At 31.8% G+C, this 13,453-nt stretch carries 10 protein-coding genes; all 10 read right to left on the bottom strand.

All coding sequences use genetic code 11. The features are described 5' to 3' along the window. Nucleotides 1-42 precede the first annotated feature (42 nt). Nucleotides 43-954: a hypothetical protein gene (locus JET18_RS05305; RefSeq protein WP_202089573.1), complete on the bottom strand. Its 912-nt coding sequence runs from the start codon at nt 952-954 to the stop codon at nt 43-45. Further along, a complete protein-coding gene (locus JET18_RS05300) occupies nt 951-4,112 on the bottom strand; it encodes an ATP-binding protein (RefSeq protein WP_202089572.1) in 3,162 nt (1,053 codons plus the stop codon). The genes JET18_RS05305 and JET18_RS05300 overlap by 4 nt, the downstream gene beginning before the upstream one ends. Continuing rightward, a complete protein-coding gene (locus tag JET18_RS05295) occupies nt 4,109-4,780 on the bottom strand; it encodes a condensin complex protein MksE (protein WP_202089571.1) in 672 nt (223 codons plus the stop codon). The genes JET18_RS05300 and JET18_RS05295 overlap by 4 nt, the downstream gene beginning before the upstream one ends. Next, nucleotides 4,756-6,114, bottom strand: coding sequence for a hypothetical protein (locus tag JET18_RS05290; protein WP_202089570.1), 1,359 nt, complete (start codon nt 6,112-6,114; stop codon nt 4,756-4,758). The genes JET18_RS05295 and JET18_RS05290 overlap by 25 nt, the downstream gene beginning before the upstream one ends. Before the next feature lie 17 nt (nt 6,115-6,131). Next, nucleotides 6,132-8,015, bottom strand: a complete 1,884-nt coding sequence (locus tag JET18_RS05285; RefSeq protein WP_202089569.1) for a UvrD-helicase domain-containing protein — start codon at nt 8,013-8,015, stop codon at nt 6,132-6,134. An 11-nt stretch (nt 8,016-8,026) separates the two neighbouring features. After that, entirely contained in the window at nt 8,027-10,180 is a 2,154-nt protein-coding gene (locus JET18_RS05280; protein WP_202089568.1) for an ATP-dependent endonuclease, read from the bottom strand. Between the two features lie 532 nt (nt 10,181-10,712). Then, nucleotides 10,713-11,819 (bottom strand): site-specific integrase, encoded by a 1,107-nt coding sequence (locus JET18_RS05275; RefSeq protein WP_202089567.1) that lies wholly within the window; start codon nt 11,817-11,819, stop codon nt 10,713-10,715. Nucleotides 11,820-11,894: 75 nt separating this feature from the next. Beyond that, entirely contained in the window at nt 11,895-12,275 is a 381-nt protein-coding gene (locus JET18_RS05270; protein ID WP_202089566.1) for a helix-turn-helix transcriptional regulator, read from the bottom strand. Nucleotides 12,276-12,395: 120 nt separating this feature from the next. Then, nucleotides 12,396-12,677 carry a hypothetical protein gene (locus tag JET18_RS05265; protein ID WP_202089565.1) on the bottom strand — a complete coding sequence of 94 codons (282 nt, stop codon included), beginning with the start codon at nt 12,675-12,677 and terminating at the stop codon, nt 12,396-12,398. Between the two features lie 119 nt (nt 12,678-12,796). Further along, nucleotides 12,797-13,366, bottom strand: coding sequence for a helix-turn-helix domain-containing protein (locus tag JET18_RS05260; RefSeq protein WP_202089564.1), 570 nt, complete (start codon nt 13,364-13,366; stop codon nt 12,797-12,799). Nucleotides 13,367-13,453 lie beyond the last annotated feature (87 nt).

Raw genomic sequence — 13,453 nt, 5'->3', positions numbered from 1 at the left:
ATAAGTAGCTACAGTATTTTGAATGACATAAAATAAAGCTATTTATTTTCTCATCATATCTATTAAATCATTTGATTCTTCTATTATCCATTGATTGCATCGGATTAAATCATTCATAATGCTCAATTGTTCAGGAGTTAACACAGTGTCTATATTTTTATTTTTGATATTTTCCCATTTACTATTATGTTCTGTTTCTTCAATCCCTTTCGGAGATCCATTGGGAGTAAGTAATTGGATGCTGGGGATTTTCTCTTTCACTAAAGGGTAAATTACATACAAGCCATCATAATCCCAATCACAGGAGTAATAGATGGGTAGTCCTCTTGTATTTGCATAATCCAACTTGGTAACATTTTTACCTCCTGCATACCATAGCTCTATCTGGTTGGCTCTGGCCAATGTAGGACGCTTTAAAAAATCGATATTTTCACAGAGTACTATGCATTGGGGGGCGCTACATTCTAGCACGTATTTGTATTGAAGATCTTTATCATCGGCCAACTCTTCAATTTGCAAAAGTTTCTTTACAGCATTGATTAAAGCTTCTTTTCCTAATAGATATTTTTCATTTTTAAAAAACATAAGTGAGACAATTCTTACCGTTGCCTCTTTTTTAATTATCTGTTCTCTTAGTGGCAATAAATTGCCCGTTTCCATATCTTCTTTTATCCCTATCAATATTTTAATATCCGATTCTTCGAAACGAAGTTGTGGTTTTAACAATTCATTATCTGATAAAAAAGTTTCATAGTGATTGTATTGTTCCAAATAATCTTTTTCGTATATGTCCGTAAAACCATTTAAACAAAAGAGCTTATTGTGTGAGGTATCAAGTACACTAAGAGAATTGATCAGAAAATTGATTTCCCCACTTTTTACCAAAGTATCATTCAGCTTTACCTCACCATTTGCGTATATACTGTTTAAGGCTCTTAACTCAATCCAGTTCATTTCGTAATATTGTTTAGGTATATGTTCAAATCTTCATTACTGTCATTTGTTTTGAAGTAGGAGGCTGAGGGGTAAGAATTGATATTATCCTCCTCTTTTCCTTTGATCAGATGATGTGCATACCATTCGTCCGACAATCCGATATTGAAGGTGTGGGGTGCCATGGTTATAATCTGGTACTTAAATTCTTCTGCAATGGCAGGAAAAGTATTAAAATTAATATTGTCAAGGCTTCCCAATTCTTCCAAAATAATAAATCTTAATCCGTTTCTTTTTTCCTTTTGCACCGCTGAAAGTCTTGCAATACCAAGTAATGCAATGGCTGAGTAGGTCTCTCCTGTACTACCTGGCACCTCTGTTCCGAACTGATCGGTAAGCTTGGCAGATAATTCGAAGTATGTCTTAGGATTGAGCAGTTTATCAATAGGAATCTTGTCTTTGATCTTTGCCAGCTTTTTGAAAAATTCTTCAATAAAATCAACTATAGATTGTCCGAATTGCAATTCTCCCTTGGTAGCCGTATTTCGGACTTCATGGGCGATCTGTTTAATATGGCTTATCTTTATTTCTTTGTTGTCATCAAATTTGAGGTTAAAATAAAATTTGTCACTAATCTTTCGATCGACAAAGAACGCGTTTATTCTTTTTACCTGATCCTCATATTTATCATATCGTTCAGTTGTTTTACTGAATATTTTAACCATATTATCCCGGATACCGTTGGCTATGATGGTTCGGGTCTGGTTGGCTTCATATAAAGCGGTGGTAATGTCGTCGGTGGATTTTATTTTACTACCTAATAAAGCCTCTTCCAAAGCCCTGAATGAAAAATCCCGATCTATAATCGAAAGCTGTACTGCTGGGTTTTTTTCATTGCTGGTTTCCTCAAATGAGTTGGAAACGCCAATAAATGTTGTTTTATAATCTTCCCATGATTTATTGGAATCGGCTTCCAATTCATCAAGGTTCTGAAGAGTAGATATAAAGAATGTTAGGTTTTTCTGAAAATTGTTGTAGTAAGAGCTATTGAGCGTGTTAAACTTAGTTTGTGCTCCTTTCAGATCACTGATAATGATTTGCACATCTTGTTTGCTACGTTCCAGCTCTTTTTCCAGAGACTTTTGTTGATTTTGCTTAGCCCCTTTAAGTTCATAAAATTTATCTTTCTTATCGCTCCACACTTTCCGAAGCTTCAATAACTCTTTTCTAACAAATTGAGGTTCATTATATGTTATATTGAATTGGTTTTTAATTTCCTGTAATTCTTGTTCCTCTGTTGTTTTTTGTGACAGGTATTGGGTTGTTTTTTCATGAATTTGTAGAATACAGGCTACTGCATTTTTTAATTTTTCGATATTGCTATTTTCAACAATAGACAGATCAAAGGAATAATTAAAAAAGGTGGTATCATAAGGCTTTGCATCTGAAATGTTGACCAATGCTTTCAGCTTATTATCAATAACTTCGATTTCTGTAATGAGTTTTTGAATTAATTGTCCTATAGATTTTTCCAGGTTTGTTCTGTTTCCTATTAGTGATGCATCTGGATTAAACTGTATGAACTCGTTTAATGCGCCCATTTTCAGCCAAATACCTTTCTCGGAAGAAGTCGCTTTAAAATCATTAATCAATTCATCTGGATTAATATACCGAGAAGAATCATCCGGGTTAGCAATTTCCGTAATAGGTGTGGTTGCATAATGTAAAACGGTTTGTAACTGTTCATTATTTAATACTGGAAAATTCTTGATATACCAATCTAAAAGCCCATTTTCTTCATTTTTCTGTAATAGCGATAATAGTTTTTCTTTGGTTGCTTTTTCCTTTTTTAAAGATGATCTTAATTCATCTAAAACATCCGATTGTTCTGCTCTAGTTTGAAGAATTTTTTCAAGCGTTTTATACTTATCCAGATAAGGTTTCGCTAATGCAATTTCATTTTTTATATCGTGATTGTTCCTGCTTGAAATATCAATTCTTTGCACATCATTTCCCCAGCTATCAGCTAACTTGGGAAGTATAAACATTTTAAGCTCATCGATGTCTCTACCCAATTTTTCTATGCTGTTGGCTAATTCCTGATAGCGGTTGAACCTATTACAATTTTCATCTGCTTCATTATAACCGTTTATTACAGTTTTTTCTTCCATTGGAAAATTCCGGATAATTTCTGTAAGATCATCAAGTTCGTCTTGCTGAACTTTTATCAAATTATTTCCCTTTGATTCTGCTTCCTGCAATTGTGTTAGTCCTATATGAGCGTTTTGCAATTCCGCCTCTTTAAACAATTTAAACTTTGCTTTATGCGACTGCTCTAATCCTCGTAAGTGGATTAGTCTTTTTTGTTTATTGGATAAATTTTGTATGTCTGTATTCAGGCTTTCATACTCCCGCAAAATTTTTTCAAGTTCCGCTTGCTCTTTTTGAAAGTTGGAGAGAATATCTTCATCTGATTCCTCAAAAAGAAATTCTTTTAAATTTCTTGACGCCTGATTGCCGCTTAAATTTAATGTTTTGGCTTTGGAAAAAGATTGTATCACTTTTGCAAAAGCTTTTAAATTCTTATCCTGATTAAGGTTGAGCGGTAATATGTTTTTGTCATAAAGAAATTTGTAATAGGTATTGACCGATTCATTGTTACTAAAGAAGTTTAACATAAACTTCTTTTTTTCGTAAATAAATTTTGCTAAATTTTGTATATCTAAAATTTCTTTTTCCCCATCATCTTTTTCTTTTATTAGATCTCTGGAGAATATCAGTTCTTCCTTACCAATAGCCAATTCATTTATCTTCAGACTTATATCAGCCTGTTTCGTAATAACAAAAGGAATAATTCGTTTACCCTTCTGACTGTTTATCTGTATTCCAACAGTGATAAATTTTCCGTCATCAACTTCAATATTCAGGAAGCAGTAGGCACATTTAGTCTTATAGGGAAGTGTATTAATTTGTCGTTCTTCTTTTTTCACACCATCAGTCCCAAATTCAATCAGACCTTTGTCATACACAAAAATCATTTGTAGTAAGTCTGCAATAATGGATTTTCCGACGCCATTGGAACCCACAAAATCAGTTCTCGTCGGATGAAAAAGGTAATCGTGTATATAGTGCTTAAGAATACCTACCGTAGATAAGGAGTAAATTCTTGGATAATTCATGCTTCATCATTTTTAAGTTGTTGGCTAAACGATTCAAAACCCTGAAGCTCCTTCTCATACAGCTTGGCTAAACGGTGAATAGCGGGTCTTATTTCAAAAACCAGATCTTCATTCCTTCCCGATTGTTTTTCTACCCAACCCAACTTATCAAAATTTTCCATGGTTTTACTGAACTTTGTATGTACTTCATTCCATTCTTTCTCGTCGTAAGATTCTCTGATATCATTGAACAATATCCGTTTGTACGCATCCTGATGGTCGCTTTCTAATATTTGTGTTTTGATCTCGTTCCAATAGATGATTTTTTCTTCGTCAAAATACTTTTGGTAATACATATCCAAAAGCGTAAGTCCAATAAGTGTTTGTAACTCGGTTAGCTCTTTGTTCCGGCTCGCATCGCCTAGCTTTCCTTTCCCATTTTCTGTGAAATCGAGATAATAATACCGGCTTCTATCAAAAATATCGGCAACGAGATCAATCCGGTACAGGCTGTTATAAAAATTTTTCCACTGCAATTCATAGCTTTCCAATACAGTATATTCTGCGTAATACTTGTGATCGATATGTTTTCCCGACAACAATAGAATATTGATGTCGGCAAAATGCTTTTCAACACTTTCCTCCATCAGAAAAGAATAGTCGTTTATTTCATAATTCTCGTTTTCCATAGGGATAGATTTTGCTGTGATAAGGTGATGATCTTTTGTTCTACATCGATCAAAATATGGATATTCTCCGAAGCGTAAGCTGTTATGCGGGAAGCGACCTGGTAAGCGATAGAGAGATCTTTTTCTTCCTCTATGATCCGGGTCATCAACTCACTTACTAAAAGGGATTTTTGGCTTTCCAAAATATCTTTTGCTTTATCAACCCATTGATTGATGACCTGCTGGCGGTTAATATCCTTTGCTATCTTCTCCTTTTCATCTCGTTCGTATATTTCATCGACCTCAACGTTTATAACAATATTAGGTTTAGGAGGTTCAAATTCGTAATATACTGGATAAAGCATTCGAACAGGCTCATATACCAATTGCTTTAAGGGGAAATTGTTGCTGAACTTAATACCATTGGTTGTATATTCCGAACTTTCCAAAATTGTTCTATGCAGTTTTTTTATTTGTAGCCGAAAAAAGGCTCTGACAGAAAATTGCTCCTGGAGTTCTGTCAGTTTCTCACTGGCGTGGTTAATTTGCCTACGAATAATGTATACCTTACGATCTACTAAATTAAAAAAGTCCCGGATATCTGCATAAATCTCACGCGCCTTTTCCCAATCACTTTTACTTTTTGGTACATTATCTGTATTGAATTTTCCATCGTCTTCCATTTTTCTATAAAACTGATCAACCACATTTTGCAGATCGCCCAGGAATTTATCTTTGGAAATGATAGCTTCTGTGATATCTTCAGCTCTTTCTCCGAACTTTTTAAAGACAATGGTAAATGCTTGTACTAAAGAAGTGGCACTTTGCACATCTTCCCTACGAAGAATATCGTTTAGCTCTTTATATGCCTCTCGTAATTCATCTTCCAAAGCTTCTAAATGGTCATCAATGATTTTCTTCGAGCCCTGGATAAATAATCTGCCAAACTTTCTCGTGAGTTCTTCAATCGTGTTGATCTCATTATGATGTATAGTAAAAGTATCTTGAACGTCTTTTTTGAGTGGGTGGCTCTTATATGAATTTTCTAATTTACCTATTATTAAATCTATTAAATCTTTAGCATACCCTGTCAGGTAGTATTTCCAGGGTTCGTCTGGATGACTTCGCAGGAAGTAATGGAACAGGTTATCTTTAATGTTGTTCCATGGACGGATTGGCTCCCGATTAAATTCATCTTTTATATCTGCCAGGATTTCATTGATTTCTTTTTGCGTAAAGTATTCTTCGATCTCGCGGTTTTTAATTTTCTCATAAAGAGCAATAATCAAATAGCCTCCATTAAATTTTGAAGGAAGTAGGAGATCATATTTGGCATATAATGCTTCTGTGCTCATATTATAAATTGACTCTTTTAGATAATAATTTCTACCTCATCATCGCTAAACCACTCATTACTAATGATATTTTTCTTTAATCCTTCAGGTAAATCTGTGTAACCAACTACTGCTAAGCTTTCTTTAGCTCTACTACAAGCTACATAAAATAATCGCATCGTTCGCTCTATTCCTGTTTCTTTACCTTCATCTATATTTTTTTTGTCTGTGGAAGTTAGTGGTTTTAAACCAAATAATTTATCATAGCTAAACATAAAGCCTTTAGACTCTTCATCATCGATAATAACCATTACGCGTTCAAACTCTAATCCTTTAACACCTTGATGCGTTCCAAATTTCGACTCTTCGTTGATATATTCATTATACTTTATAATCTCGGCAAAATTTGCTTTCAATGCTTCTTCCCAAGCTGTCAAAACCTCATCCTCCTCCGTTGTTTCATCATCTTCAATCTCAACATCTGAATCAACATTAACTCTTTTCAAAACCACTTTTAATACCGGTGGAATTTTAAACAAATTGGTTTCTTGTATTTTTTTGAGTATCTCGAGTAATGTGGGATGATTATCTTCATTCCAGAAAGATAATAATTCGTTGACTTTATTATTTACGATATGCAATAATTGTAATTTATTATCATCATTTTGTAATGTATGCTTATCTATTAAATGAGAATGCTGTTTTACGATATTAGCAATCTCGAATTTATTCTTCTTAATATGAGCCTTATGTAAAGGCAAAACTATTTTCGTAAATAAATTAACCGAAGATGAAGATCCGTCTAACAAACTTGTTTTTAATTTATCAACACCATAAAGAGGCGCGAAAAAGTTGAAGAATCCCATTCTACTTGCAGCCATATGATGCTCTAATGTTAAAGTCATAACTTCAGAATCATTCCCATTCCATTTATCATCTTTTGTTGCTTCATACATTTTCTGACGAATCTGTTCTTCTGTTTCAAACTTATCTTTTGTACGAGCAACAGCAAAGAATCTAGCAATCCCACCTTTATTTTCAATACGGGGGAATTGTTCCTGACCATCTATATCTTCTCTGATTTTATTTATAAGATCAATTATTCTTGATTTCGAACGATGATTCATTTTTTTTGCAGGCTTAACCCATTTTTCTGGTAATCCTATTCCCAAATTTTCTCTTCCGTCTGCATAAATTCTTTGCATTGTGTCTCCAAACAATCCCAACGAAAGTCTTTCTTCATATTGACTTTGAAGTTCAAATAATGCATCGATTAGTTCCTTTTTGGTATCCTGACTTTCGTCTATAAGGATAACAGGGTATCTGCTTATTAGTATTTTTTTGAACAAGTCTTTTGATTTAATAAAATCAGCAGTAATAGAAATTACTTCAGTATGATTTAAAGAATCTTTCGTTAGATTATCCCCATTTGGATTATAAATGAACTTTTGAATCGTTTCCAATGATGCAAGCCTTCTATTTTTGGATTCTATTTTTTTAGCTCTGCCTATAGATGTCTTGTTACTTGTGTCTCTACTTTTGGATTGTTGTCCTTGCAATTCAGCTATTTCAACAACCAAATTGCTCTTTATCCAGGTTTTGATATCAGGCGTAAAACTCTTTATTAATTCCCAACAAAAACTATGAATCGTACTAATATTAAATATTGAACTATATTCCAACCTATGAGTGATTTCATTGGCAGCTGCGTTAGTATATGTTATGATTGCAATTCTTTTATTTCTTAATTTATATTCCTGTCCAAACTCCTCTTTAAAACGAGCCAATACATTTACAAGTGTTCTCGTTTTGCCTGAACCTGCTCCTGCAAAAAGGAAAAAGCTTTGGGGTGATGACGGTTTAATACTTTCATAAATCACATCATCAACTGGAGTATCTATTTCATTAGTATATTCAGCCATTAGATTTATGTTTAGTTTATTAGTCCTTGTTTGTTACTTTTTAATTGTTCTTCAATCCAGTCTAATCCTTCTTTTATATAAGAAGGAGTTTTTACTTTTTTTGGATCTTCAAAATATAAAACGTCTAAAGCAAACTCTGCTTTTTTAGCTTGTTTGTCGTTAATGATTGTGTATGTTTCTTTTACTAACTCTTTTAAATCCTCTTTCTTAGAAGCTTCTACCATTTTTTTCAAAAGACCTGTAGCATTAGTAATAGCTTTAAAACTATGCTTATTCTCAATGACCAATGCATCTTCAAATGTGTAGGGATATACAATGATTTTGTTATCTCCATTTTCAAATTTGATCGGTTTTTGATAAGCTATTCTAATTGGCAAATCTTTTTTTATTTTATCCTCTGAGCTTAAATTCAACAATTCGTCTAACAGTTCTTTTTGCGGATGCCAAGTTTTGAGGGTGTCATTATTGGTTTTATAATTCTTTCCCGATTCAGGCTGACATTTCTTTCCATTGTCATTTGGATTAATGGAATCAATATCAGTAATTACCAAACAGATCAAACCTAATTTTTCAATGAGACATTTTAGTCTGTGCGCATGACTTCCTCCTATTTCTAAAATTGTAACGTAACAATGGTCTAATAATGAATTTTCATTCTTTATAAAGTGTGGTACAAGAATTCGTTCGGCTGGGCCTTCTACTAAAATAACGGCATCGGCAAAAAACAAATCGTTATGTGTTGTATTCAGGTATCGAATCACAAATTTTTCTGTCTCTTTATCTTTTTCGCCAAAAACTGATTTTAGACTAATCACTTCTGATGTAGGAAGAGCTAAAGAATTATTTCTTTTAAAATATCTTAAGCTTTCAAATTTTTGGTGAGCGATGTAACTGGAATGAGTACTAATAACTAATTGTGTTGTAAAGTCTTTTTCTCCACCTAAATTTTTATTGTTTCGCAGTACTTCATAAGCTTTTTTAATGAAAACCTGTTGGACTTGGGCATGTAAGTGAGCTTCTGGTTCTTCAATTAAGACTAGATGTAATGGTTCTATAACTTCATCATCAGTAATTGCATTTTTGCCAATCCTCATCCATTCATCTCTAAACCTTATTAATTTAAAGATGATTGATATAAGATTTTGATATCCTAAGCCATTATACTTTTCTGGCAATGATAAATCTTTGTCGAGGTAATACTTCACTGCTGAATCATGTTGGAGACCATTAGAAGTTGAAACTTTAGTAGATAATTGAATTTGAGGATTTCCAAAGCCAGGGTAATTTAACCCTTCAAGTTCCGAAAGAGATGTCTTAAAGCTTTCTTTTAGATTCTTATCAAAATCATCCTGAGCTTTATTGATTGACTCTAATGCATCTATATCTTTTTCGGTTGGTTCCAATGTTGGATTAAGATGCTTATCATAATAAGCTCTTAATTGTGAAGATAAATTCCTGTTATTATTACTCTCTACGGTTTCAGAATTTGCATCACTGAATCCTCGTTGAGCATTAATAATGTCTATTTTTATTAGCCCCTTCAAAACATCTCCATCTAATGCTATATTATTATCTAACAATTCTTGTTTTTCATCATACTTATCAGGATCAAGCAGATAAGTTTTGATTGTGAAATGAGCATTAAGTTTGCGTTCACAAAAATCCCAAAATGTTTTTGGCCATAGTTTGAAGTCTTTTCCTTTTTCTTGTGATAGCTTGTTTGATTTATTATGAAGAGTTATGAATTCTTTTATTAATTCATCCATATCTTTAGGTTCAAATCGTAGCCTTATGCCTAATAAACCTCCTCTCCAATCCAAGGTAGGAATTATATGACTTACATAATGAAGCTCCGAATTTTCAACTTCAATCCATAAATCCAGTACTGGTAGATATTGTTCTAATAGTTTTGTAGACTTATCTCCTTCTTTCAGTTCATTTGCTTTAATCCAGTTTTCTCCAACTTCGTTTAAACTTTTCCAATGGCAGAGTGTAAAATCCTGGGGTTTGAAACTTTTGGTTTTAAGGAAAATCATCAACGCATCCATAGCAGTTGTTTTACCACTATTATTTGCTCCCACAAAAATTGTTTCTTTTTCAGAAAAATCTATTTTACAAGATTGTAGCTTTCTGAAGTTTTGTAAATGGATACAGTTTATTTTCATTTATTTGTTTTTTACAGCTATACTAAATATATAATAGCCAATCATAGTTATCAGTAATATTTTTAATAGCCAGTTATTTATATTCCTAACGATTCAACTCACTTATAGAATATAAAATTGATTTTGTACAAAATACTTATTCAAGTATCAGTTATAAAATCAAAAAATGGCTATTTAAACAAATATAAGAAAAACAGTATATCAGCAAATTATGGTAAACCGTAATTTGAATAAGGGGCTATTATTAAGAAAATTAATTCAGATCTAAGAAGTCAGCATTATTAAATTGTTACAGATCATTGTCATAATAAATATCTAAGCATAGAGTATCCTTAAAAATCTTCAACCAAGTACTTATTAAGCAAAAGATCAAAATCAATTGACTTTTTATTACTTGGCCTAAGATAATATAAATTAGACTTAAATAGCAGTTTTATAGAGGTGCGGAAATATATATTTTCTGATAATAATACTTTAATCTACCACTATGGTAAAAAAGTGGAAAAAATTACTATATCTTATTATTCAGGTTTTAATCAAAATTTAACTTAATTTTTAATGACGCTTCTCTGGCAACGGAATCTATTATTTTAGCATAAATTTCTGTTGTCTTAAGATTTCTATGACCCAAAAGTTTAGAAATTGTATAAATGGATGTGCCTGATGCAAGTTGTAATGTAGCAAATGTATGTCGAAAGCCATGAAACGTAAAGTATTTGTTGATGCCGGCATTCTTTAGCCATGGTTTGAGAAACTTAATGACATCATCATACTTAATTCCTTCAAAAACTTTTTCATTATTCTCTTTCGGAGATCCCAATATTTCTAATGTTTTATCTGATATGGGGTAGTATTCTGCGTTTCCAGTTTTACTTTGTTTGTATAAAATATAATAACTACCCTTAAAGCCTTGTATTTCACCCCATACAAGCTTTTTAATATCGGAAAAACGAAAACCAGTTAATGCAGAAAATAAGCCAGCTTTCTTAACTAATTGTGATTCACATTTTGCGTCGGCCATACTTTGTAGCTCATTTAAAAAAAGGAAACATCTATGAGTTTCTTCCAATTTTATTCCTTTGACTACATTACTGAAATCTTTGAAAATATATTTATTAATAAAAGCGTTCTTAATAGTATTTCTAAATTTATCAAAATATGATGACGCAGTATTAAGACTGATTTTTCTTTTGTCTTGACCCACTGATGGATTAGACAGCATAAAATTTTTAAATTGTTCACATATAGAACAGTCAAGCTCTTTAAAAGGTAAATTTTTTCCACAAAATTTCTGAAAATACTTTACGGCCATTTGCCAATTGTATGAATCTGGTCGTTTGTTTGCTTCAGCTTGAAAGAATTCTGTAAAATTGGCTATCCTTTTTTTGATTAAAAAATCATAATTTTTATTTTGAATATCTATTAAACGTTCGGCTTTTCTATATTCCACCAATTTCAAAGTTTCAATGTTATGTTGTTTTTCTACATTATTTTTAGGATTCACATAGGTATGTAAATGTAGAAAATACTTTCTCTTAAGGTCTCCTGTTATTGGATGTGCTATGGGAGGATAGATTTCCAAATAATGAGATTCTTGTCCATTACTTATGGGCTTTTGTCTTAGTGTTACCCTTGTCATCGCCGTTTATTTTTATCATTAACAAATAGTTTAAACAGTCAAAAGACATTTTACAATTACAGTTTATTTCGACTTCTAATTCTCTTTGTCTCTTCGAATATTAATCTTAAAAAGATTGTCAATTTCTATTCTACTAATTCTGGTGCTTCTTACTGATAGCTTTATTGATTTTAAACGACCCGAATTAACTAGATCATATATCATTTGCTTACTACATTTCAATAAGCAGGCTGATTCTTTAACGGTTAGAAAAGCAGAGTTATTTATAGTATCTATAGAGGATTCTTTAAAAAGTTGAGTGTCTATGTTACTTTTTTCTATCTTTTTTGTTTTTAACGCTGCTTTATATGCCTTTTTATTACAAGTATGGCTGCAGTATCTTGTGACAGTTGTTTTTGCGATAAATTCCTTGCCACAATATTGGCATATTCTTATGGTTTCAATGTTAGAACTCATATCAATGTTTTTTAACATGAAAGGTTGTTAACTAAATGATTGAGTATGGGATTAACCCATAACATTTCGTAGTGTGTATCCATAATAATAGATACTTATTGCTTGAAAAGTCTCAGATGATTAGTAATTCCCTGATAATATACTCATTCGTAATTTTTTACTAATTCTGTTATTATATACTTCAAGCATCATTTTTACTCTTAAATTCTCTGCCAGGAATAATGTTTGGTCATTATGTTTTTTTTCAAGTTGTGATTGAGGCATGCGATACAGAAAAAGTTTTAAATAAAACTTTCGCTGTGATTTTCCCGTTATTGGATCATAGATAGGAGGATAAGCATCTAAATAAAGCCTAACAGTATTTTTAGCTGCTGGCTTTTTACGTAATTTAATAAGTGTCATAATATTCTGTTTTAGAGTTATCTACAAAAATATTATAAACTCTGTTTAGTTTTAAATTATGTCTTTGAAAAGCCTAATTTGTCCTTTGTTGTCCTTTTGATAAAATGAAATTAACTATATTAATTATTATTTTTAATAACTGTATTGAATAACCTTCGTATAATTTCTTTAGATACATATACAGATTTTCCCTTCTTTACTTTAATTATATTATATATTTTCAATTTATTGTACAGGGAGCTGGCAGATATTTTATATAAATTAATTATTTCATTAATTGTCCAACATTCTTTTGCTTTTGTATCTACATCTCTAAATATAAATGGTTGTATCCCTGTTTTGCTTCCATATAATATCTTTTCAATTTCTTTTTTAAAAACTCTAATTTTTCTTTGATTGAAATTGATATAAGATAACTTCCCTTTTTTTATCATATCATAAATCGTACTTGGAACACAGCCTATAAGATGGGAAGCTTCTTTTACTGTAAGGCAATCAAAGGGAGAGTAAGTTGACATTGTAGGATAACATAAAGTCTGATTTTCTATAGTTGGAAATGAATATTTATTATGTTTCTTATACATTCTTGTTCTACATCTTTGGCTACAAAACCTTGTTACAGTGGTTTTGGCCTCAAATTCTGATCCACAATATTCGCATGTTTTTAATATATGAATATTTGTACTCATTGCTTTTTACTCTATTAGTTGTAATATTTTGAAAACAAATAATTGTAAATGTTTGTATATGAATGCAATAATTTGTCCAAAATCTAA

Origin of the sequence: Chryseobacterium endalhagicum, assembly GCF_016745235.1 — a bacterium.
Classification (GTDB): domain Bacteria; phylum Bacteroidota; class Bacteroidia; order Flavobacteriales; family Weeksellaceae; genus Chryseobacterium; species Chryseobacterium endalhagicum.
The sequence above is the reverse complement of the archived record's forward strand: the minus strand, read 5'-3'. Positions and strand labels throughout refer to the sequence as shown.